The organism is Bradyrhizobium sp. (assembly GCF_035935975.1).
Taxonomy (GTDB): Bacteria; Pseudomonadota; Alphaproteobacteria; order Rhizobiales; family Xanthobacteraceae; genus Bradyrhizobium.
Map to the genome: position 1 here is coordinate 304,061 of NZ_DASYWN010000024.1, position 21,732 is coordinate 325,792.

20 protein-coding genes are annotated in these 21,732 nt (G+C 64.5%); 14 read left to right on the forward strand and 6 right to left on the reverse strand.

Annotation, left to right across the window (positions count from 1 at the left end; all coding sequences use genetic code 11):
• Positions 1-8: 8 nt before the first annotated feature.
• Together prpB and VGR99_RS13075 are read right to left on the reverse strand one after the other, a co-directional pair.
• Positions 9-938 (reverse strand): methylisocitrate lyase, encoded by a 930-nt coding sequence (gene prpB, locus VGR99_RS13070; RefSeq protein WP_326898777.1) that lies wholly within the window; start codon positions 936-938, stop codon positions 9-11.
• Positions 939-957: 19 nt separating this feature from the next.
• Positions 958-2,136: a 2-methylaconitate cis-trans isomerase PrpF family protein gene (locus VGR99_RS13075; RefSeq protein WP_326898778.1), complete on the reverse strand. Its 1,179-nt coding sequence runs from the start codon at positions 2,134-2,136 to the stop codon at positions 958-960.
• Between the two features lie 238 nt (positions 2,137-2,374).
• On the opposite strand from VGR99_RS13075, the gene VGR99_RS13080 reads away from it, so the two are divergent.
• The 14 genes from VGR99_RS13080 to VGR99_RS13145 all read left to right on the forward strand — a co-directional run bounded on the left by VGR99_RS13080 (position 2,375) and on the right by VGR99_RS13145 (position 18,501).
• Positions 2,375-3,079 (forward strand): GntR family transcriptional regulator, encoded by a 705-nt coding sequence (locus tag VGR99_RS13080; protein WP_326898779.1) that lies wholly within the window; start codon positions 2,375-2,377, stop codon positions 3,077-3,079.
• A 206-nt stretch (positions 3,080-3,285) separates the two neighbouring features.
• Complete coding sequence (tcuA, locus tag VGR99_RS13085) at positions 3,286-4,806, forward strand: FAD-dependent tricarballylate dehydrogenase TcuA (RefSeq protein WP_326898780.1); 1,521 nt, start codon at positions 3,286-3,288, stop codon at positions 4,804-4,806.
• Positions 4,803-5,795 (forward strand): MmgE/PrpD family protein, encoded by a 993-nt coding sequence (locus VGR99_RS13090; protein ID WP_326898781.1) that lies wholly within the window; start codon positions 4,803-4,805, stop codon positions 5,793-5,795. The genes tcuA and VGR99_RS13090 overlap by 4 nt, the downstream gene beginning before the upstream one ends.
• Positions 5,796-5,874: 79 nt before the next feature.
• On the forward strand, positions 5,875-7,032 hold the full coding sequence (locus tag VGR99_RS13095) for an ABC transporter substrate-binding protein (protein ID WP_326898782.1): 1,158 nt from the start codon (positions 5,875-5,877) through the stop codon (positions 7,030-7,032).
• A 66-nt stretch (positions 7,033-7,098) separates the two neighbouring features.
• Entirely contained in the window at positions 7,099-7,968 is an 870-nt protein-coding gene (locus VGR99_RS13100) for a branched-chain amino acid ABC transporter permease (protein WP_326898863.1), read from the forward strand.
• Positions 7,965-8,951 (forward strand): branched-chain amino acid ABC transporter permease, encoded by a 987-nt coding sequence (locus VGR99_RS13105; RefSeq protein ID WP_326898783.1) that lies wholly within the window; start codon positions 7,965-7,967, stop codon positions 8,949-8,951. Before VGR99_RS13100 ends, VGR99_RS13105 begins: the two co-directional genes overlap by 4 nt.
• Positions 8,948-9,709, forward strand: a complete 762-nt coding sequence (locus tag VGR99_RS13110; protein ID WP_326898784.1) for an ABC transporter ATP-binding protein — start codon at positions 8,948-8,950, stop codon at positions 9,707-9,709. Before VGR99_RS13105 ends, VGR99_RS13110 begins: the two co-directional genes overlap by 4 nt.
• Positions 9,702-10,409, forward strand: a complete 708-nt coding sequence (locus tag VGR99_RS13115; protein WP_326898785.1) for an ABC transporter ATP-binding protein — start codon at positions 9,702-9,704, stop codon at positions 10,407-10,409. The genes VGR99_RS13110 and VGR99_RS13115 overlap by 8 nt, the downstream gene beginning before the upstream one ends.
• A gap of 34 nt (positions 10,410-10,443) precedes the next feature.
• Positions 10,444-11,331 (forward strand): NAD(P)-dependent oxidoreductase, encoded by an 888-nt coding sequence (locus tag VGR99_RS13120; protein ID WP_326898786.1) that lies wholly within the window; start codon positions 10,444-10,446, stop codon positions 11,329-11,331.
• Positions 11,332-11,404: 73 nt separating this feature from the next.
• Entirely contained in the window at positions 11,405-12,361 is a 957-nt protein-coding gene (locus VGR99_RS13125; RefSeq protein WP_326898787.1) for a tripartite tricarboxylate transporter substrate binding protein, read from the forward strand.
• Positions 12,319-13,170, forward strand: a complete 852-nt coding sequence (locus tag VGR99_RS13130) for an N-acyl homoserine lactonase family protein (protein ID WP_326898788.1) — start codon at positions 12,319-12,321, stop codon at positions 13,168-13,170. Before VGR99_RS13125 ends, VGR99_RS13130 begins: the two co-directional genes overlap by 43 nt.
• A gap of 90 nt (positions 13,171-13,260) precedes the next feature.
• Positions 13,261-14,739, forward strand: coding sequence for an aldehyde dehydrogenase (locus VGR99_RS13135; protein ID WP_326898789.1), 1,479 nt, complete (start codon positions 13,261-13,263; stop codon positions 14,737-14,739).
• A 248-nt stretch (positions 14,740-14,987) separates the two neighbouring features.
• Complete coding sequence (locus tag VGR99_RS13140; protein ID WP_326898790.1) at positions 14,988-17,306, forward strand: bifunctional salicylyl-CoA 5-hydroxylase/oxidoreductase; 2,319 nt, start codon at positions 14,988-14,990, stop codon at positions 17,304-17,306.
• 16 nt (positions 17,307-17,322) lie between these two features.
• Positions 17,323-18,501, forward strand: coding sequence for an acyl-CoA dehydrogenase family protein (locus VGR99_RS13145; RefSeq protein WP_326898791.1), 1,179 nt, complete (start codon positions 17,323-17,325; stop codon positions 18,499-18,501).
• 52 nt (positions 18,502-18,553) lie between these two features.
• Here the strand turns inward: VGR99_RS13145 and VGR99_RS13150 are convergent, their stop codons facing one another.
• From VGR99_RS13150 to VGR99_RS13165, 4 genes are read right to left on the reverse strand one after another with little or no spacing between them, the layout of a single operon-like run.
• Positions 18,554-19,171 carry a HupE/UreJ family protein gene (locus VGR99_RS13150; protein ID WP_326898792.1) on the reverse strand — a complete coding sequence of 206 codons (618 nt, stop codon included), beginning with the start codon at positions 19,169-19,171 and terminating at the stop codon, positions 18,554-18,556.
• A complete protein-coding gene (locus VGR99_RS13155) occupies positions 19,168-19,773 on the reverse strand; it encodes a HupE/UreJ family protein (RefSeq protein WP_326898793.1) in 606 nt (201 codons plus the stop codon). The genes VGR99_RS13150 and VGR99_RS13155 overlap by 4 nt, the downstream gene beginning before the upstream one ends.
• Positions 19,774-19,789: 16 nt before the next feature.
• Complete coding sequence (locus VGR99_RS13160; RefSeq protein ID WP_326898794.1) at positions 19,790-20,782, reverse strand: HupE/UreJ family protein; 993 nt, start codon at positions 20,780-20,782, stop codon at positions 19,790-19,792.
• Entirely contained in the window at positions 20,782-21,666 is an 885-nt protein-coding gene (locus VGR99_RS13165) for a peptidyl-prolyl cis-trans isomerase (RefSeq protein ID WP_414645119.1), read from the reverse strand. Before VGR99_RS13165 ends, VGR99_RS13160 begins: the two co-directional genes overlap by 1 nt.
• Positions 21,667-21,732: the final 66 nt, after the last annotated feature.

Consider the following 21,732-nt stretch of genomic DNA (forward strand, 5'->3'; position numbering starts at 1 on the left):
TCGCCAGGCTAGGGCCTCGAATTCTGCGGCGTGCCTTCCGGGACGATGGTGCGGACGATGCTCTGATCGAGCGCTTCATAGTCCGCATAACCAATGGTGCGATAGAGCTCGGCGCGGGTCTGCATCTGATCGAGCATTCCGTGCGTGCTGTGGTCCCGCTTCAGGGTCGCATAAAGCCTCTCCTGCGCGCGTGCGGCGACGCGCAGGGACGACACCGGCCAGATCACCATCTTGTAGCCCATCGCCTCGAACTCGGGCGCGGTGAAGAACGGGGTGCGGCCGAACTCCGTCATGTTGGCTAGCAACGGGACGCCGGGCATGCGGCGCGAAAATTCGCGGAACATTTCGGAGTTGACCAGCGCTTCAGGGAAAATGGCGTCGGCGCCGGCTTCCATGTAGAGCCGCGCGCGTGCGACGGCGCCGTCGATCCCTTCGTCTGCCGCAGCGTCGGTTCGCGCCACGATGTAGAGATGCTGCCGCGCCTTTGCGGCCGCAGCGATCTTGGCGGCGAAATCGCGGGGGTCTGCGAGCTTCTTGTTGTTCAGATGCCCGCACTTCTTCGGCAACTGCTGATCTTCGAGCTGCACCGCGGCCGCGCCAGCATCCTCGAACGCGCGCACCATGTGCATGACGTTGAGCACTTCGCCGTAGCCGGTGTCGCCGTCGGCGAGGATGGGAAGATCCGCGGCGCGCTTGAGCTGGCGTATGAAGAACGCCACTTCATCCACGGTGATGATGCCGAGATCCGGAAGGCCCATCGAGGCCGTCATCGCGGCGCCCGACAGATAAAGCGCCTCGAAGCCCGCCTGCTTGGCCTGGAGAGCCGCCATTCCGTTGTGGGCGCCGGGCATCCCCAAAATACCAGGGCGCGCGAGAAGATCACGAAACCGAAGGCCGGGCGCGCGCGTGTTGGTATCGGCTGCAGTGAGATAAGGCATGCTTGTCGCTCCGGGTTCGTTACGCGCTGCGGCGCGCTTGCGCCGCGATTGGCGCGGCTCGGTAAAGGACGTTCCCCTCGAACAACCGTCGCGTGGTGCGATAGACGGCGCCGTGGATGGCGCGCGCGGCGGCGGGGTCATCGGCGTGCTCGACGGCGGCATCGACCACGGTCGTGCCGGAGGGATGCGCAATGGTGATCGGACCAGCGTCGGCGCGAGCCGTCCGGTTCGGGAGTGTGCCTGCAATACGCACGGCGATGGCAAGGCAGGTAGCACCGGTGATCGGAACGGCCCGGTGCGGCTGGCCGATCGAGATCATCCGGATGCCCAGCGACATGTCCGCGGGCTCCAGCCGCCGGCCCGACAAGGTCGTCATCGCTCGCGGCGGCACGATCATCGCGACCTTGGGCACGCTTGGAATCTTCGCTGCTGCCGCGATATCGGGTGCAAGGCCCATGGCGACGGAAGCGGCGCAGCGGATCGCTTCCATCCGTTCCAGAAATAGCGGATCGTTCTCGAGCGCGTCGGGCATCTCGCTGCCGTCCTTGCCGAGCGAGGCGGCTGCAACGAAGACGCAGGGGTTGGCGGCATCGACCAGCGATGCTTCGACGGGGCCAAGGCCGGGAATGTCGAACTGGTCGCAGACGCGCCCGGTCGGCAGCAGGCGTCCGGTTCTGGTGCCGCCGGGATCGATGAACTCGAGCCGGACGGGCGCAGCCTGTCCGCTGACGCCGTCGATCGTCATGTCGCCCTCGGTCGCGATCTCCCCCTCATGCATCGGGAAGCGGGCGACGATGATCTTGCCGGTATTGGTGTTGTGGATGCGCACGACGGCTTCGCCGTTCACGGGAGCCTTCACGAGCCCCTCGCTGACCGCGAATGGTCCCATCGCCGAAGACATGTTGCCGCAATTTGCGCTGTAATCGACCGCGGCGCTCTTCACCGAGATCTGCGCGAAGGTGTAGTCGATGTCGGCGTCCGGCCGCGTCGGCGCGCCGACGACGCAGACCTTGGAGAGCGACGACAACCCGCCGCCCATTCCGTCCAGTTGGCGCCCGTTCGGATCGGGTGAGCCCATCACCGACAGGAAGATCGGATCCCATTGTGCTGGATCCGCCGGCAGGTCCTGTCTGTTGAACACGACGGCTTTCGATGTGCCGCCGCGCATGAAAGTCGCCCTGAGTTTGGCCTGTGGCATCGCATCCGCTCTTTTGCATACCATTGTATACTTTGGATACCAGTGTATACATCAACTTGCGAGGCTGCTACCCTTATTGTTATCGGCCTGCGCATGTTGCCTTCGTTCAAGCCGGGCGGTGGCCAACATCGATCGAGCGATGCGCGCGGCCGGAAGAACGGATGCCTCTGGATGAGCGGCGGTTGGACGTGTCCACTGGGTGCGAGCCTGCTTCAGCCGAATCAGATTGGATGACTTGATGAGCGACGACATGGTGCTGCCGGACCGCACGAAGTTCGCATCGGCTGCCGACTATGCTTATGCAGCGCTGCGGCGAGAGATCATCGAAGGGCGGTTCGCGCCGGGCCGGCGCATGCGCGAAATCGAATTGGCGGAGCACCTCGGCATCAGCCGGACGCCGACGCGTCAGGCGCTGACGCGGCTCGAGCTCGAGGGCCTGTTGAATCTGCGGCCGCGGACCGGACTTGTCGTCTCCGTGCTCGACATGGATGCGGTGGAAGAGCTCTACGAGATGCGCGCGGCCCTCGAAGGCACCGCCGCAGCGCTCGCCGCGAAACATGCCAGCCCGAAGGATCTTGCCGCGCTGGCGAGACTTGTCGCCGAGGGTGAAAAGCTCGAACGCGAGCCCTTCAACCTTTATCGGCACAACCGCGAACTGCACGACGCAATTCAGACTGCCGCCCACAACCGCTATCTCGAAAAGAGCCTGTCGGCATTGCAGGATGCGATCGCGCTGCTGGGGCCGACGACCTTGGCCGAGAAGGGCCGCTTCGCCGTTGCGCAAGCCGAGCATGCTGCGATCGTGCAGGCGATTTCGCAGCGGGAAGGGGAGAAGGCCGAGCGCCTGGCGCGGGCGCATGTTCTGAGCGCGCTTGAGACGCGCCGGTCGATCCTGGCGAAAGAGCGCGAACTCGAGTCGCGCCGCGAGCAAGACGGCGCATGACTGAGAAGAGTGCGGGCTGATTTTTTTTCGCTTGCACCGCGCCTTCGACCTCTAATCTCACCTCATCATCTCCATAACGCCCTGTCCTGAAAGGATTTTCCGCCTCGACCGGCGTCGTGCAAACTTATCTTGCATTCCAATGTATACATTGGTATTCAAGAGAATACAGGGGCTCAAAAGCGAAGACGCGGCGGGAAGGAACGGAAATGCACGAAGAGTTCGATGTGATCGTCGTTGGCGCGGGAAATGCTGCACTGGCTGCGGCAGTCTCGGCGAAGGAAAACGGCGCAGATCGTGTCGTCGTTCTCGAGAAGGCTCCCCGCGAGATGCGAGGCGGCAACACGCATTGGAGCGGCGGCGTGTTGCGCTTTGCCTATGACGAGCCGCGCGAGATCGGCGCTCTGCTGCCGGGCATCGAGGACGAGTTCGAGAATTTCTACGACGGCATTTCGCCCTACACGCAGGAAGACTTTCACGGCGATCTCGTGCGCGTCACCAACGGACGCACCGATCCGATCCTGTCTCGTCTCCTCGTGTCGAACTCGCAGGCGACCGTGCGCTGGATGAAGGACACCGGCGGCGTCAAGATGGAGCCGGCGATCAGCCTGTCGGCCGTCAAGAAAGACAACGTCATGGTCTGGGCGCGCGGTCTCGTCGTCCGCGCCGCGCACGAGGGCGTCGGGCTCTCGCGCAGCTGGTTCTCGACCTGCGAGCGCATGGGAATCGAGGTGCGATACGGCAACGCCGTCTCGGAGCTGCTTGTCGACGAGAACGGCCGCGTCGTCGGCGTCAAGACCAAGGACGACGAGGGCGTCCGGTCGCTCAGTGCGAAAGCCGTCGTGCTCGGCTGCGGCGGTTTCGAAGCCAACGTGCAGATGCGCACGCAGCACATCGGCCCGCTGGTCGGCGCGGCGAAGGTTCGCGGCACGCCTCACAACCAGGGCGACGGCCTGCGCATGGCGCTCGCCATCGGCGCCATGCCGTGGGGACAGTGGAGCGGTTGCCACGCAACGCCGATCAGCGCGGACTGGGGCGATTTCGCGCCGCGCGAGATGACCGACCGCAGCAATCGTCTGTCCTACGTCTATTCCGTGATGATCAACCGCAAGGGCAAGCGCTTTGTCGACGAAGGCGAGGACGGCGCGCTCTTCACCTATGCCAAGTTCGGCCGCGCCATTCTCGCCGAGCCGGGCGCCAAGGCGTATCAGCTGTTCGACAGCAAGGTGATCCACCTGCTGGAGCCGCGCTATTCGACCAGCGATCCGATCAAGGCCAATTCGCTCGAAGATCTGATCGCGCAACTCGATATCGACGACAAGGCGCAGGCGCTCAAGACCGTCGTCAACTACAATGACCACGCGCGATCGGCGGACGAAGGCTTCGATCCCACCAGGAAGGACGGCCTCTCCACCCAAGGTCTCGATCTCGAAAAGACCAACTGGGCGCTTCGGCTCGACAAGCCGCCTTATTATGCCTACAGCGCCACGGGCGGTATCACCTTCACCTTCGGCGGCCTCAAGATCAACGAGAATGCCGAGGTGATCGGCACCGACTGGCGTCCGATCAAGGGCCTGTACTGCTGCGGCGAACTCGTCGGCGGCCTGTTCTACGACAACTATCCTGCGGGCACTGGTCTGGTCTCGGGCGCGACATTCGGCCGGATCGCAGGCCGCAACGCCGCGAGCCAGCAGAGCGCGGCACCGGTGCAGAAGGTGGCGTCGCGATGAGCGTGAGCGCCACGATGCCGGGCCCCAATGCCTGGGCCGAAAACCTGGCCGACCAGATCTGCGCCTCCGCTGCTCGGCAGCGCGATGCCAAGACTGTCGGCAGGGCGAGGGCCGCAGTCATCACTGCATTCGGTCGCGCGCTGTCGGGTGCGCCGGCCACCTTCACCAAAGCGTTGTTGGCGGCTCCCGGCGTCGTAGCATCCGGCGGACCATCGCTTGTCTTCGGAACGGAACGGCGCACGAGCGCGGTCGATGCCGCGCTGGTCAACGCCACGGCGGCCGTGGCCGGGACCGATGCATCGCGCGATGCCGTGAGCTCGGCCTGTATCGTGGCGCTGTTCGGGCTCTGCGAGGAGCGCGGAAAGACAGGGCAGGAGTTTCTCGATGCATTGATGTCGGGCGCAGAGATTTCTCCGCTTCTCGCACCGGCTTTGTCACCGTCAGGCGGTCAGATCGGGCTCGCCTTATTCTGCGGCGTTGCGGCGGCTGCTCTCGTGCTCGAATTGAGCCGCCCGAAAATTGTGGCCGCGCTGCTGATGGCCGGGATGGCAAACGTCGACAGTCCTGCGGCCGGATCGGTTGGACCGCACCCGCTCGTGGTCGGTCTCAACCTGAGAAGCGGATTGCTGGCTGCTCTCGTTGCCGAAGCGCTGGACGAAACATCCTGTGCAGAGATGATCAGGAGTAAAGGGGCCGCGATCTCAACCGCGGACAACGCCGCGCCGCACGAGGCAGCTTTCGATCTTCTTGCGGTTCAATCGCCGCCGGGCGCCGATCTCTGGGATCAGTTCGAGCGACAAGCCGGTGCCGTCCTGCCGCGCGATACTATCGCGCCGCTGTTCGAGCGGCTCGAGACGATCGACAAGGTGCAGGATCTCGCAACGCTGTCGCGGCTGCTGCAGGCGCGCGGCATTCAAGCGGCACCGAAGAAAGTCGTGTTCGCGCCGCGGGGAACGCATGAGCCGGAGGAGACGAACTGGGTCCCGTGACCCGCGACGGACGACAAGCCTGAGCTGAGAAGAACAAGAGCAGGGCAGAGACAAGAGTAACATCTGGGGAGAGGTTGGAATGAAACGTCTTGAGTTGGTTGCTGTACTGGCTGCATCGGTCGCGTGCTCCGTGGCCCAGGCCGAAGACAGTGTCACGATCGGCGTGCACGCCAGTTTTTCCGGTGCCGGTGCGGCCTTCGCGGAAGGGATGCTCGCCGCCACCGACTTCGCCGCCGAAGATGTCAACAAGGCTGGCGGCCTCGAAGTCGCGGGCAAGCGCTACAAGATCCTGATCAAGCAATATGACGACCGCTATCGCGCCCAGGATGCGGTCACGGCGATGGATCGCCTCATGATCCAGGACGGGATCCGCTTCGTGGTCGGTCCGATGGGATCGGCGGCGGCTGTGGCGACCAAGGACCAGACCACCTCCGGAAAAGTCATCACCATGACCCTGGCCTTCACGCCGCGGGCGCTCGGCGCGGATGCGCCCTATGCATATCGGCCCGTCATCACCACCGGCGAATTCTCCGACCCGCAGGTGGCCTGGCTCATGAAGAACACTTCGGCGAAGCAGGTCGTATCGCTGCTTCCCAATGATGAAACCGGCCAGCAGATCGGCGTTGCGAACTTCAACTCATATGCCAAGGCCGGCGCGAAGCTGCAGGTCGAGTATTTCGAACGTGAGCGCGTCGACTTCGTGCCCATTCTGACCCGCATCCTGATGAAGGCCGACGGGCTCGAGCTCGGCGGCAACTCGCCGACCACCGCCGGGCTCATTCTGAAGCAGGCGCGCGAGCTGGGCTACAAGGGCCCGGTGTTCGTCACCGGCGGCGACGTCGCTGCCGAAATGCTCAAGGTGGCGGGCAAGGATGCAGCCGAAGGCGTCTACGTCCATCTGCCCATCGACACCGGCCTGCCGGATACGGCGGCCTACGTTGCGCGCTTCAAGGCAAAGTACGGGCCCAACATGAACGGGTTCAGCCCGTTCTTCTATGCAGGCCTGCAGATGCTGTTCACGGCCATGAAGAAGGCCGGGACCGTCGACGACACCACCAAGATCGCAACGACGCTCGATGGATTGTCCGACGTTCCGACCGCGATGGGCAAGGCGGGTTGGACCGGCGAGCAGAAGTACGGGATCAAGCACCAGATCGATCTTCCCTTCTATGTGGGCCAGATGAAGGACGGCGTGGTCACGAAGGTGGCCACCTGCGACGTCAACGCCTGCAAGTAAGCACCGCCGGAACAGGCGAGGCGCGGCGCGCCTCGCCGATGTGATTGGAGTTGTCGTCCCGTGAGCATGGGAACCATTTTAGTCCAGACGGTCGTGAACGGCCTCATGGTGGGCATGATCTACGTGCTGATGGCCATCGGCTTCACCATGGTGTTCGGCATCATGCGCATCGTGAATTTCGCGCATGGCGAGTTCTACATGGCCGGCGCGTTTCTGTTCGCGATCCTCTACGGCAGCAACGGCATGCCGTTCGCCGTCAGCGTCTTGCTCGCCGTCGGCGCGACGGCCTTGCTGGGCCTGCTGATGGAGCGGGTCGTCTTCCGCAAGTTTCGCGGCAACGAGCTCAACGGGATGATCGCGTCCGTCGGCGTAGCACTCATCCTGCAGAACAGCGCGCTGCTGATGTGGGGATCGTCGGCACGCACCGTGCCTCCCGTGATCTCCGGGGTGCTGTCGGTCGGCGGTATCGTGTTTCCGTGGTCGCGGCTGGTGGTCATCATCGGCGCGATCGTTGCCGTCGTGTCGCTCAATCTGTTGATCGGCCATACCCGGATTGGCCGCGCCATGCGCGCCGTCGCCCAGGATGCGGAGATTGCACAGGTGCAGGGCATTCGCGTCGACATCATCTTTCCGGTCGCGTTCGTGCTGGGCGTGAGCCTTGCAGCCTTCGCCGGCGTCCTGATGGCTCCGGTCCTGTCGGTCTCCCCCTTCATCGGGCTCGCGCCGACGCTGAAGGCATTCGTGATCGTCGTCATCGGTGGGCTCGGCAGCGTTCCCGGCGCCGTGGCCGGCGGATTGCTCATTGGCCTGATCGAGAGTTTTGCCGGCACGTTCGTGAGCGCGTCGCTGTCGGAGATCCTTCAATTCCTCGTGGTCATCGGCGTCGTGCTGCTGCGCCCGCAGGGCCTGCTCGGCCGAAAGGAGCGTGAGGCGTGACTCCTCCCACAACCAAGCCGATGTCTTATGTCGGGATCGCCGTCGCCGTCGGCCTCGCAGCGCTGCTGCCCTGGTTCGCGCCGAACCAGTTCTACATCCATCTGGCGACGGTCGGCTGCATCAACCTGATGCTCGTGCTCGGCCTTGCCATTATTGCCCGGGCGGGTCAGCTGTCGATGGGCCACGGCGGCTTCGCGCTGGTCGGCGGCTATGTCTCGGCGCTACTGTCGATGCGGGGATGGCCGCCGTTGCTGACCTTGTTCATCGCAGGCGCGGTCGCGGCCGTCATCGCCGCTGCCCTCGGCTGGATCATCTTGCGTCTGCGCGGCGTCTATTTCGTGCTGGTGGCGTTTGCGTTCAGCCAGATCGCGGTGCTGCTGGCGCTGGACATGGCCTCCGTGACCGGCGGCGCGAACGGGCTCGTCGGCGTGCCCCCGATTTCGATCTTCGGGATCGTGCTTCGCGCCAAGCCGCAATTCTATCCCTTTGCGCTGGCCTGCGCGCTGACGACGCTGCTGCTGACCTGGCTGCTCTACCGGTCGCCGCTCGGCACGATGATGGCCGCCACCGCCGAAAATCAGCGTCTCACCGAATCGAGCGGCATTGATACGCATCGCGTCCAGGTGATCGCCTTTACGATCGGATCCGGCATCGCAGGCTTCGCCGGTGCGCTGTCGACGCATTATCTCCGCTTCATTTCGCCGGATTCATATACGTTCTGGGAGTCGGTATCCTACCTGACCATGCTGGTCGTTGGCGGACGGGACGGGGTGCTGGGGCCGGTCTTGGGTGTTCTGGTTCTCACGCCGCTGCCGGAGCTGCTGCGCTCGACCGAGGGCCTCCAGCATATCATCTATGGTGCCGTGCTCGTGCTCTGCCTGATGTTCGTTCCGAATGGCCTGGCGAGCCTCGTCCAGACCTGGCGTTCGCGCCAGCGGGTTGCGGCAACCCGCACAGCGCGCGTGGCCGAGGAGCTGCCATGAGCATGCTCGAGGTCGACAGCCTGAAGCGTTCTTTCGGCGGGCTTGTCGCCGTCCGGAACGTCTCCTTTGACGTCAACGAGGGCGACTTTGTCGGCCTGATCGGCCCGAATGGTGCAGGCAAGACCACGTTGTTCAACGTGATCTCGGGCGTGCTGAGACCTTCGGCGGGGACGGTCCGGTTTATGGGCCGGGATATCTCCGGGCAGCCGGCCAATCAAACGGTGCGCCAGGGGCTGTCCCGGACCTTCCAGGCCGCGACGATTTTCCCGGAGGCGACGGTCATCGAGAATGTCGCGCGCGGCACGCTGGCCGCGAGTCTGTCCGGCCTGTGGGGCGGCTTTGTCTCGAACAAATGGCGCGTGGCGGCAGAAGAGAAGGCGCATCACGTGCTCGACCTGTTCGGGCTGACGCGCCGTGCGGGCCTGAAAGCACGCGAGCTGTCCTATGGCGAGCAGCGCCGTCTCGGCGTTGCCATTGCGCTGGCGAGCGAGCCCAGGCTTCTGATGCTGGATGAGCCGGTCGCCGGGCTCAATCCCGAGGAAGCCGCCGAGCTCGCCGCGGTCCTGCGCCGGGTGAAGTCGGAGCGCGGCGTCACGATGGTGATGGTCGAGCATCACATGCGCACCGTCATGGGCCTGTGCAACCGCGTCGTGGTGCTGGATCATGGCACGCTGATCGCGCAGGGGACGCCGGCGGAAGTCGTGGCAAATCCGGTCGTGATCGAGGCGTATCTTGGCAAGGAAGCGGTCCATGCTTGACGTTCGCGGGATCAGCGTCGCCTACGGTCCGCTCACGGCGGTCCGCAATTTGAGCCTTTCAGTCGCCGACGGCGCCATCGTCTCGCTCATCGGCTCGAACGGCGCGGGCAAGACCACCACGATGAAGGCCATCATCGGCCTCAAGCCCGTGAGCGGCGGCGAGATCTATCTCGACGGCGAGCGCATTGACGGCGCCTCGGCGCCCCAGCGCGTGGGGCGCGGTATCGCGCTGTCGCCGGAAGGCCGGCGTGTTTTCCCGCAGATGAGCGTGCTCGATAATCTCCTGGTAGGGGCCTACTCGCAACGTGACAAGGCGCACCAGAAGAAGACGCTGGACCAGATCTACGGCTATTTTCCGCGCCTCGTGGAGCGGCGGAGCCAGATGGCGGGCTCGTTGTCGGGCGGCGAGCAGCAGATGGTCGCCATCGGCCGTGCGCTGATGGCGCGGCCGCGCCTGTTGCTGTTGGACGAACCCTCGCTCGGCCTTGCGCCGATCATCGTCGACGAGATCGCGCGCATCATCGTCGAGATCAACCGCGATATCGGCATGTCGATCATCCTCGTCGAGCAGAACGCAAAGCTTGCGCTCAACCTCTGCAATGAGGCCTTTGTGCTGGAGACCGGCGCGGTCGCGCTAAGCGGGAAGGGAAAGGACCTTCTGGCCAGCGACTACGTACGGCGCGCCTATCTCGGCATCTGAATATTCCTCTATCTGGAAATCCCGGAGTTATGACATGACTGGCTCTTCGACCTTCGGCTTCATCGGCTTGGGCGTCATGGGTGAACCCATGTGCAGGCACCTCGTGCAGAAAACCAGGCAGAAGGTGCTGATTCACGACATCAACGCCGAGCCCGTGGCGCGCCTGGTGCAGGCCGGCGCGGTCGATGCCGGTTCGGTCGCTGCAGTGGCCAAGGCCGACATCGTTTTCATTTCGATGCCGAGCGGCGCGCATTTGAAGAAGATCTGCGAGATGCCGGAGGGACTTCTTGCGTTCGCACGCGCCGGCCAGACTTTCGTCGATCTCTCCACCAGCCCGCTGAAGCTGACGCGCGAGCTGGCCGGCGCCTTCGCCGCAAAGGGAGCCGATTATGCCGACGCGCCCGTCGCCCGCACGCGCGCGGCCGCCGAGGCCGGGACGCTTGCGATCTCGGTGGGGGCAGCGACGGACGTGTTCGCGAGGATCGAGCCGCTGCTGCGCTGCTTTGCCTCCGAGGTCACCCATTGCGGCGATGTCGGATCGGGCCAGGTCGTGAAGATACTCAACAACATGGTCGTGGTGGGGACCGTGACGGCGCTGTGCGAGGCGGCCGCGATCGCGAAATCGGCGGGCGTGTCCACGGACACGTTGTTCGATGCCTTCTCCAAGGGTTCCGCCGACAGCTTTGCGCTGCGAAATCACGGCTACAAGGCGGTCGCCAAGGAGGAGTTTCCCGAGAGGGTGTTCTCGACTGACTACATGCACAAGGATCTCTCCTACGCGCTCGACATGGCGAGGGACGCCGGCATCGAGGCCAGGGAAGCGGCCCTCGGCGCCACTCTCCTCGCCGAAGCCTCGCAGAAAGGTTTTGGCGCGAATTACTGGCCGGTGATCCTGAAGGTCATCGAGCGCTCTTCGAAATAGTCATGAGCCTTCCGAAGGGGCGCAAAGCCCCTTCGGCCCAATCAATCACAATAACTGACTAGGGGAGGGTTTTGTGCGGGTGCTGTTGTTGACGATTGCCCTGCTGCTGTCGCAGTTGAGTGGGGCAGGGGCGGAAAACTATCCCTCGCAGCGGATCACGGTGATCGCGCCGTTCGCGCCCGGTAGCGGCACCGACGGCGTTGCGCGGATCGTGTTCCAGCGGTTGTCGGAGCTGCTGAAGACCACGATCGTCATCGACAACCGCGTTGGCGCCAATGGCGCGCTGGGCGCCACGGCCGCGGCGCGCTCGGCGCCCGACGGATATACCTTGCTGGTTGGCGGAACGTCCACGCACGCAGCCAATCCCAGCATGCTGAAGTCGATACAGTACGATCCCATTGCCGACTTCACGCCGATCTCGCAGTTCGGCCTGTTTCCATATTTCCTGATCATCGACCCCGATCTCCCCGTCAAGAGCGTGGCCGATCTCGTCGCGCTGGCGAAGAACAAGCCGGGTTCGCTGACGTTCGGCTATGCCAACGCGCTCGGTCAATTGTCCGGCGAGGCATTCAAGCGGCGGGCCGGGATCGACATTGCCGCCGTGCCTTATCGCAACAGCCCGCAGGTCGTCACCGACATCATCGCCCAGCGCGTGTCGATGACGTTCATGGACATGGCGCCCGCGGTCTCCCAGGTCGAGGCGGGCAAAGCTCGCGCGCTCGCAACGACAAATCCGGCCCGTAGTTCGCAATTCCCTGAAATCCCGACCATGAAGGAGGGAGGGCTCGAGTTCCTCAACATCTCCGCATGGAGCGGGCTGTTCGCTCCCAAGGACACGCCGCCCGAGATCGTCGCGAAGCTCTCGGAAGGGGTGCGCGAGGTGCTGGCTGAGCCGGAGATCCGCAGACGCCTCGCCGATATCGGCTTCGAGGCCCAGTGGATCGGGCCGGCGGAGTTCGCCAAGCACGTCAAGAGCGACATGGAATTGTGGGCGGCGACAACGAGGGAAGCTGGCATCGAGCGCCAGTGAGCTATGACATGTCCGAGTATGAAATCTATGCGATCCGCTACGCCCGGAAGGATCAGCGGCGCTCGTCGGAAAACTTCGTCGAGAACGATGCGCCCGACACGCCAATGCCGATGGACTTCTTCGTCTGGGCGCTGGTCAGCCAAAAGCGAACGGTGATCGTCGATACCGGTTTCGACGAGAAGGCCGGCAAGGCCCGCAACTACGCCGTCACGCGACCGGTCGCCGAAGGCTTGAGACAGATCGGGATCAAACCGGATAACATCAAGGACGTCATCCTGACCCACATGCATTGGGACCATGCCGGCAACCACGATTTGTTTCCCCATGCCCGCTATCACGTGCAGGAGCGCGAGATGCATTTCTGCACGGGCCGGTGCATGTGCGATGCCCAGCAAGCCAGGGCCTATAATGCGGCCGACGTCAGCCATATCGTCCGGCGCAATTTCGAAGGGAGCGTGACCCTTCACGATCTCAATTCCGACTTCGATGACGGGATATCCTTGCACTGGCTGGGCGGCCATACGGCGGGACTTCAGATTGTGCGCGTCAGGACGAGACGCGGCTACGTGGTGCTCGCCTCGGATGCGTCGCACTATTACGCCAACATTCTGCAGCGCCGGCCATTTCCTGTGTTGTTCGACATGAACCAGATGCTGAACGGTTTTGCCGTCATCCAGAAACTGGCCGACAGCCCGTCGCACATCATCCCGGGGCACGACCGGCAGGTGCTGTCGCTGTTTCCCGCCGCGCGCGAAGGGCTCGACGGGATCGCGCGGCTGGACGCTGATCCCCTCGGAAGTCCCGCCTGACACCAAGCCAACCCGGACGAGAAGGCCGGCGCGGATGCTAATCGCCGGATCAAATGCACAACAATTCGCCAATTGCGGAGATGACGGATCATGTCGAAGAAGTATGGACTTGCGATCGCCAACGAGACGGTGAGTGCGTCGAACCAGGAATGGTTCGCCGCCATAAATCCCTATAGCCGCGAGGAGTGGGCGCAGGTGCCGCAGGCAAGCCCCTCGCAAGTCGCCGATGCGATCGCCGCCGCCCGAAAGGCCTATGACACCGTCTGGAGCAAGGCGACCGGCCTTGCGCGCGCGACCATGCTCAACAAGCTGGCCGACCTGCTCGACGCTCGGGCCGAGCGCATGGCCATCATGGAGAGCACCGACAACGGAAAAATCATCCGCGAGACCCACGGGCAGATGCATTTTGCGGCGCGCGCCTATCGGTTCTTCGCGGGCTGCGCCGACAAGATCTTTGGCGACACGATTCCGCTCGACCAGCGTGACGTCTTCGATTTCACGCGCCGCGAGCCGATCGGCGTTGCGGTCCTCATCACGGCCTGGAATTCTCCGATGGGTCTGCTCGCCAACAAGCTCGCGCCGGCGCTTGCGGCGGGCAATTGCGTGGTCATCAAGCCATCCGAGCATGCGTCGGTGACGACGCTGGAGTTCGCCGAGCTGGTCCGGGAGGCGGGGTTTCCGGCCGGAGTCGTGAATGTCGTGACCGGCGACTACAGGACGGGACAGGCGTTGCTGTCGAGCGGCCGGATTGACCGCGTCAGCTTCACCGGGAGCCCGAATGTCGGCCGCCAGATCGCAGCTGAAGCCGGCCGTACGCTCGTTCCAGTGACCCTGGAGCTGGGCGGAAAATCGCCCAACGTCATTTTCGAAGATGCGGACCTCGACAAGGCGATCGTCGGCGCTCTCGCCGGCATTTTCGGTGCGACCGGACAAACCTGCATTGCCGGCTCGCGGCTCCTTGTCCAGCGCTCAATTCACGACGAGGTCGTGCGCCGGCTCGTAGCCCGCGCGCAGAAGATCAGGCTGGGCGATCCGTTGGAGAAAACGACGGACATGGGAACGGTGGCGAACGAGCCGCAGTTCAAGCGCATCCTCAAATGTATCGATGATGCCAAGAAAGAGGGCGCAATTCTCGCCTGCGGCGGGCGGCCTGCAACGGGCGAGGGTCTGGGAAAGGGTCTCTTCATCGAGCCGACCATCTTCACCGGCGTGGAGAACAAGATGGCCATTGCGCAGGAAGAGGTGTTCGGACCTGTCTTGTCGATCATTCCGTTCGATACCGAGGATCACGCGATCGATATCGCCAACGATACGAAATACGGCCTGGCCTCCGGGATCTGGACAACGAACGTGTCGCGAGCTCTGCGGGTGTCGCGCGCGGTTCATGCCGGAACGGTCTGGGTGAATACCTATCGCGCCTCCAGCGCGATGGCTCCGTTCGGCGGGTTCAAGGACTCCGGGTTCGGCAAGGAACGCGGCGTGGCGGCACTGGACGAATTCCTGCAGACCAAGAACGTCATGATCGACTTCTCCAACGACGAGCGGGATCCGTTCGCGCTCAAGCTGTGAAGCAATCCGGGTAGCAATGCCCGGGCGAGGCGTTGAGACTTCCACCTCCCTGAACCGATAAATCTGCGAGCCGGGCCAGCATGCCCGGCTTTCGGCCTTTGTGCTGCCGATTCGGCGCTGCGGAGGCGGCGGGCGCCCCGGCGGCCACCCAGAACCCACCTTGACAAGGCCCGCGACAAAATATTTTATACTTAAAACAATTTCGGTGACAGCTTGGCACACGGCGCGGCGCGCGAAAGCGAGGGATCATGCGCATAGTCTGTATCGGCGGCGGTCCGGCCGGTCTTTATCTGGGCCTGCTGATGAAGCGCCGGCATCCCGAGCACGTCATCAGCGTCGTCGAGCGCAACAAGCCCTACGATACGTTCGGCTGGGGGGTGGTGTTTTCCGATGCCATGATGTCGGCGATGCGCCTGGCCGACCCCGAAAGCGCGGCCGAGATCGAGGACGCCTTCAATCACTGGGACGACATCGAGCTGGTTTTCAAGGGGACTCGCCAGCGCACCACCGGCCACGGCTTCATCGGCATCGGCCGCAAGCACCTGCTCAACATCCTCCAGAGGCGCTGCGAGGCGCTGGGGGTCGAGCTCGTCTTCGAGCGCGACGTCGAGTCCGATCTCGAGTTTCCCGAGGCCGACCTGATCGTCGCCTGCGACGGCGTCAATTCCAGGATCCGCGCCCGCTATGCCGAGCAGTTCCAGCCCGACATGGTGATCCGTCCCAACCGCTACATCTGGCTCGGCACCAAGAGGGCGTTCGACGCCTTCACCTTCGATTTTCAGAAGACCGAGCACGGCTGGTTCCAGGCGCACATCTACAAGTTCGACGCCGAGACCTCGACCTTCATCGTCGAGACCACGGAAGAGGCGTACAACGCCCACGGGCTCGGCGAGCTCGATCAGCAGGCCTCGATCGAGTTCTGCGAGAAGATCTTCGCCGAGACGCTCGATGGCGCCAAGCTGCTCACCAATGCCCGCCATCTGCGCGGCTCGGCCTGGCTCAATTTCAGCCGCCTGATCTGCGGCAAGTGGAGCGTGTTCAACGGCCGCTCCCATGTCGTGCTGATGGGGGACGCCGCGCACACCGCGCATTTCGCGATCGGATCGGGCACCAAGCTCGCGCTCGACGATGCCATCGAGCTTGCCAACCAGTTCGATCGCCATGGTCACGGCCGCGACGGCATCGAGACCGTGCTGGAGGCCTATGAAGAGGTGCGCCGTGTCGACGTGGCGCGGATCCAGAACGCCGCGCGCAATGCCATGGAATGGTTCGAGGTGGTCGGCCGCCGCTATGCCGATACGCTGGAGCCGCCGCAATTCTTCTATTCGATGCTGACACGCTCACAGCGCATCAGCCACGAAAATCTCCGTCTGCGCGATCGCACCTGGCTGGAAGGCTTTGAGCGCTGGTTCGCGGCGCGCTCGGGCATCGCCGTCAAGGACGGCGAACGGGTGCCGCCGCCGATGCTGACGCCGCACCGCGTGCGTGGCCTGTCGCTCGCCAACCGCATCATGGTCTCGCCGATGGCGATGTATTCGGCGCAGGACGGGCTGATCAACGACTTTCATGTCGCCCATCTCGGCGCGCGCGCCATGGGGGGCGCCGCGCTGATTTTTGCCGAGATGACCTGCGTCTCGCCGGATGCGCGGATCACGCCGGGTTGCCTCGGGCTCTGGAACGATGAGCAAGAGGCACAATGGCGACGGCTGGTCGGCCTGATCCACAGCCTTGGACACGCCAAGGTCGGCATCCAGCTCGGTCATGCCGGGCGTAAGGGATCGACACGGCTCGCCTGGGAGGGGATCGACCAGCCGCTGGATGAGGGCAATTGGCCGCTGATTTCCGCATCGGCCTTGCCTTATCTGCCGAACAGCCAGTTGCCCCGCGCGATGAACCGCGACGACATGGACCGCGTTCGCGACGATTTCGTCGCGGCAACCCGGCGGGCGGCGGCGGCCGGTGTCGAATGGCTCGAGCTCCATTGCGCCCACGGCTATTTGCTGTCGAGCTTTCTCTCGCCGCTGACCAACCGGCGCACCGATGAGTATGGCGGCAGTCACGAAAACCGTGCGCGCTTTCCGCTGGAGTTGTTCAAGGCGATGCGTGCGGCGTGGCCGTCCGATCGGCCGATGTCGGTGCGCCTGTCGTGCCATGACTGGACCGAAGGCGGCAACACCCCGGCTGACGCAGCGATCTTCGCCGCGATGTTCAAGGCGGCCGGGGCCGACGTGATCGATTGTTCGTCGGGACAGGTCTGGAAGGAGGAGCGGCCGATCTACGGACGTCTGTTCCAGACGCCGTTTGCCGATTTGATCCGCAACGAGGTCGGCGTCGAGACGATCGCGGTGGGAGCAATCTCCGAGGCCGATCACGCCAACTCGATCCTCGCGGCCGGCCGCGCCGACCTCTGCGCCATTGCCCGGCCGCATCTCGCCGACCCCGCCTGGACGCTGCACGAGGCCGCGCGCATCGGCATCACTGCGGTCAGCTGGCCGAAGCAATACATGTCCGCCAAGGGACAATACGAAACCAATCTCGCGCGCGCTGCTGCGGCGGCCGCGCAGTGAGCGGAGGAGCGATCGAATGAGCTCGGCAGCGAAGGTGATCCGGCGCGAATGGCTGGACTGGCCGTTTTTCGAGGCCCGTCATCATGCCATCGGCGAGGCGCTCGACCGCTTCGTGCAGTCGGGAGCCCTCGACAAGATCGACCACAACGATGTTGACGATGCCTGCCGCAAGCTCGTGCGCGCGATGGGGCAGGCGGGGCTGCTCGATTGCGCGGTCGCCGCGCCCGACGGCGATGCGACCTCGATCGATTCCCGTTCGATCTGCCTGTCGCGGGAATCGCTGGCCTATGCCGACGGTCTTGCCGATTTCGCCTTTGCCATGCAGGGGCTGGGCTCCGGCGCGATCGCGCTCGGCGGTTCAGCGGAGCTGCGCAAGGCCGTTCTGCCGAAGGTGCGCTCCGGAGAATGGCTTGCGGCCTTCGCGCTGTCCGAGAAGGAGGCAGGCTCCGACGTCGCGGCAATGTCCTGCACCGCGCGCGTCGACGGGAACGACTACATCATCGACGGTGAGAAGACCTGGATCTCCAATGGCGGCATTGCCGACGTCTACACCCTGTTCGCGCGGACGGGTGAGGCGCCGGGCGCGCGCGGCATCTCGGCCTTCGTGGTGTTTCCCGACGATCCCGGCTTTGGCATCGCCGAGCGCATCGACGTGATCGCGCCGCATCCGCTGGCGACCCTGCGCTTCAGCAATTGCCGGATTCCGGCGAGCCGTCGCCTCGGCGCGCCCGGCGGCGGGTTCAAGCTCGCGATGCAGACGCTGGATATTTTCCGCGCCTCGGTCGCAGCCGCAGCCCTCGGCTTCGCCCGCCGTGCGCTCGACGAGGCGCTGTCGCATGCACGCAGCCGGAACATGTTCGGTGGGACTTTAGGAGACCTTCAGCTGACCCAGGCTGCGCTCGGCGACATGGCGACCGATACCGATGCTGCCGCGCTGCTGACCTACCGCGCGGCCTGGCGCCGCGATGTCCAGAAGCTTCCGACGACGCGCGAAGCTGCAATGGCAAAACTGACCGCGACCGAGACCGCGCAGCGCGTCATCGACCGCGCCGTGCAGATGTTCGGCGGCCGCGGCGTGCGCAAGGGCGAGATTGTCGAAAGCCTCTATCGCGAGATCCGGGCCTTGCGCATCTATGAGGGCGCGACCGAGGTCCAGAAGCTGATCGTGGCGCGCGATCTCCTGAAGCCGCGTTGAGGTGACACGCCTCTTCCTCGGCGCTTTGACGAGGCGCTCGCCCGAATTGGGGTCATGACGCCAGGGCGAGGCTTCCCATCATCAGGCCGATGGCCGCGATCCAGCCGCCGAGCGCACGAACGGCGATGGATCGCCAGGATGTTGCGCTGTCCGAACTCGTTCGCTTGAACATCGCGGTCAGCGCCATCGTCAGCGTGATGACTGCGTAGCCCGCACAAACCAGTCCCGCCGCAAACAGCAGCCGGTCGGTCTCGGGCGCGAGGTCGGCGCCGTTCGCTGCACCCCGCATCACCGCGACGGCGAAGGCAATCGCACACAGCAGGAGCGCGGGAACTTGCACCGCTGCTGCGAGCAGCATGCCGATTGCGAGCATCATGCCGGCATCCGCTAGCTGGCTAGACGTTGCGCCGAACACGTTTCCAAGAGGCAGGCCGACCAGCAGCCCAAGGGGAAACACCGGGATGAGCCAGCGCCCCTTGGCCGCTCCGAGCGTGCCAGCGAGCACGCCGATCGCGATCCAGAGAACGATATCCTGGAGATCGGTGAGGGGATGCGCCGCACCCGCATAGAAATCGCCGAGGCGCGCCGCGACGATATGGGCCTCGGCGGCATTCACCCCGGCCAGCGGCATCGCTGCGCCCAGCAAGGCCCGTGTGAGTTTCAGCTTCATGCGAGGGCTCCGACGCCCTGGGCGAGGAAATAGCAGCCAATTCCCGCGATGCCGGCACCCAGTCCCTGAATGAGACGCTCGCCGGCGGGCCAGCGCGTCAACGTGCCGATCATGATGCCGAGCAGATGCAGCAGGCCGGTCGCGGTGACGAAGCCGATGCCGTAGGCCAGCGCATTGGCTGCGCGCGGAAGCTCGGCGCCATGCGCATGGCCGTGAAAGATCGCGAAGATCGCAACGACGACGGCGGCTGCGGCAAAGGGCAGGCGCAGCCGGGCGGCAACCGCAACCCCGAGGATCACGGCCGATGCGGCAATCATCACCTCCGGCATCGGCAGCGGAACATGCAGCACGCCCAGCACGCCGCCGACCGCCATGACGAGCGGGAAGGTGATCGGCAGGATCCAGATGGCCGGCGCGCCGAGCTGCGCGCCCCAGATCCCGACCGCGACCATGGCGATCAGATGGTCGATGCCGGTGACCGGATGCAAGAGGCCACTGACGAGGCCGCCGGCGACGCCAGCCTGCTCGTGGGCGAGCGCCGGCTGCGTCAGTGCGAACGAGACGATCGCGATCGTGAGGGCTCGGGGAACGCGTAAGGACATTGTATGTGACTCTCGCTCAGATCGCGACGAACACGCGCGCCAGACGGCCGAAGAACCAGAACATCGACACCGACCCGATGAGATAGGCCGGGATGGCCTCGCCCCAGCGCGGCACGACGGCATCAAGCCGCCGGTGCGCCCAGATCAAGGCGAGCACGAGCAGCACGAAGGCGAGCTGCCCGATCTCCACGCCGATGTTGAAGAACAGCAATGCTGCGGGAAGGAGTCGGCGTTCGAGTCCAAGTCCGGCGAGGGCGCCTGCGAAACCGATGCCGTGAACCAGGCCGAAGGTGAACGCCACTATCCAGGGATAGCGTGCGGTGAGTCCGATCTCGCCGCGCTGCTGCTTGACGATTTCCACGCCGACGAAGGCGATGCTCAATGCGATGCAGGCGTTGAGTGGGCGTTCGGGCACGCCGATCACGCCGAAGGCCGCCGCGGCAAGGGAGGCGCTGTGTCCGATCGTGAAGGCCGTGATCGTCTTCACCAGACGCCAGCCGCCGCCGACGATCCAGATCAGGCCCAGCACGAACAGCAGGTGATCGGCGCCGAGCAGGATGTGATCGATGCCGTAATTCACATAAGTCTTGGCCAGCTCGATCCACGCTTCCAACGTCGGGGCGCCGGTGCCGAGCACGGAGACGACCGGATTGGCCGTCGAGATCGTATAGCTGCGCGGCTCGCCCTCGATCGGGATGACCTTGATCAGGACGACCGACATGTTGGAGCCGAGATTGGTGATCGTGATCGGACCGACCAGCCCCTTCTGGCCGCAGTTCATCTCGGGCAGGCGGAGAAAACAATGCGGCGGCATCCGCAGATCGACCCGCGAGGCGCCGATCGAGGGCTCGATGCTCCAGCGGCCGACGAATGCGCCGGGCCGGACCTCGCGGAATTCCAGCACGCCCATCGCCGCTTCATGCGCGTGGAGCGCCGAGGGCCGGATGAGTGCGGCCAGCGCCAGGGTCAGCGCCAGCAGCGTCAATCGCAGATATCGGAACGTCTTCACTATTCGTACCGCACTTGGTAGGACGCCTTCAGCCGCTTGACCGCTTCCCAGGCCAGCTTGCGGGTTTCTTCGGTATGCCAGATGCGGGCGGCCTCATCGCGCACCTTGTCGAGGCTGGCGAGATCTCCCGGACGCCGTGAATCCAGCCGGGCGACGTGCCAGCCGTCCTTGGATTGCAGCAGCTTCCATTCGCCCTCCGGCATCTTCAGCAGGTTATCGCGGAAGTCTTCGCCGAAAGATGCGGCGAGACTCGCGACCGGCCGGGCGAGGATGGCGCGCGTCAGATGCTGCAGCTCCTCGGATTCGCGCTGCTCGACGATGTCAGCGAGCCGTTGCTGTGCGGTGGCCTGGTCCGTCGGCGGCGTGATGTAGAACGACACGCGCTCGGGCTCGTCGAAGCGGGTGTGATTTTCCGCGAACCATGCCTGCAGCTGCTCGTCGGTAGGCCGCGGCACGCGGATCTGATCGAAGATCAGCAATTGCATCTTGTAGGCGATCCGGTCGCGGATGGTTTCGTCGCCGCGGTCCACCGCAAGCGTCTTGCCTTCGCGATAGAGGATCTCGCTGGCGACCCAGGCGTCGATCATCTTCTGGAGCTGTTCGCTGGAAGGTGCGCGTTCCTTGTCCTCGTCGAAATTGTCGATGAAGGACTGCCGCATCGCCTTGGTCACCGTGATGACCTTCTCGTCCTTGGCGGGCGGATGCAGCAGGGCGTCGACGCCGAAGATGATCGCTCCGATCAAGGTGAAGTGCAGCAAGGGTTCGCGCGCGAGCCGAGCAAGCACAGAGGCAGGGGAACGCGAAGGCTTCGTTGCGCCATCCGAACCTTCGCTGTGCGATCTCGGAAAGGATTGCACTTCAACTGGTGTCGCTTGCATTGACATATGGTTGTCACAAATTCCCGCAGCACGGCGCTGCCGCGCGCGTTGTGCAGCAGAGCATTTCATCCG

Excerpts from the sequence above, each read along its gene's own strand:
- VGR99_RS13135 (WP_326898789.1), top strand. The coding sequence starts at position 13,261 with ATGTCGAAGAAGTATGGACTTGCGATCGCCAACGAGACGGTGAGTGCG.
- VGR99_RS13100 (WP_326898863.1), top strand. The coding sequence starts at position 7,099 with ATGGGAACCATTTTAGTCCAGACGGTCGTGAACGGCCTCATGGTGGGC.
- VGR99_RS13120 (WP_326898786.1), top strand. The coding sequence starts at position 10,444 with ATGACTGGCTCTTCGACCTTCGGCTTCATCGGCTTGGGCGTCATGGGT.
- VGR99_RS13155 (WP_326898793.1), bottom strand. The coding sequence starts at position 19,773 with ATGTCCTTACGCGTTCCCCGAGCCCTCACGATCGCGATCGTCTCGTTC.
- VGR99_RS13090 (WP_326898781.1), top strand. The coding sequence starts at position 4,803 with ATGAGCGTGAGCGCCACGATGCCGGGCCCCAATGCCTGGGCCGAAAAC.
- VGR99_RS13165 (WP_414645119.1), bottom strand. The coding sequence starts at position 21,666 with ATGTCAATGCAAGCGACACCAGTTGAAGTGCAATCCTTTCCGAGATCG.
- VGR99_RS13080 (WP_326898779.1), top strand. The coding sequence starts at position 2,375 with ATGAGCGACGACATGGTGCTGCCGGACCGCACGAAGTTCGCATCGGCT.
- VGR99_RS13110 (WP_326898784.1), top strand. The coding sequence starts at position 8,948 with ATGAGCATGCTCGAGGTCGACAGCCTGAAGCGTTCTTTCGGCGGGCTT.
- VGR99_RS13145 (WP_326898791.1), top strand. The coding sequence starts at position 17,323 with ATGAGCTCGGCAGCGAAGGTGATCCGGCGCGAATGGCTGGACTGGCCG.
- VGR99_RS13095 (WP_326898782.1), top strand. The coding sequence starts at position 5,875 with ATGAAACGTCTTGAGTTGGTTGCTGTACTGGCTGCATCGGTCGCGTGC.
- VGR99_RS13075 (WP_326898778.1), bottom strand. The coding sequence starts at position 2,136 with ATGCCACAGGCCAAACTCAGGGCGACTTTCATGCGCGGCGGCACATCG.
- VGR99_RS13150 (WP_326898792.1), bottom strand. The coding sequence starts at position 19,171 with ATGAAGCTGAAACTCACACGGGCCTTGCTGGGCGCAGCGATGCCGCTG.
- VGR99_RS13115 (WP_326898785.1), top strand. The coding sequence starts at position 9,702 with ATGCTTGACGTTCGCGGGATCAGCGTCGCCTACGGTCCGCTCACGGCG.
- prpB (WP_326898777.1), bottom strand. The coding sequence starts at position 938 with ATGCCTTATCTCACTGCAGCCGATACCAACACGCGCGCGCCCGGCCTT.
- tcuA (WP_326898780.1), top strand. The coding sequence starts at position 3,286 with ATGCACGAAGAGTTCGATGTGATCGTCGTTGGCGCGGGAAATGCTGCA.
- VGR99_RS13140 (WP_326898790.1), top strand. The coding sequence starts at position 14,988 with ATGCGCATAGTCTGTATCGGCGGCGGTCCGGCCGGTCTTTATCTGGGC.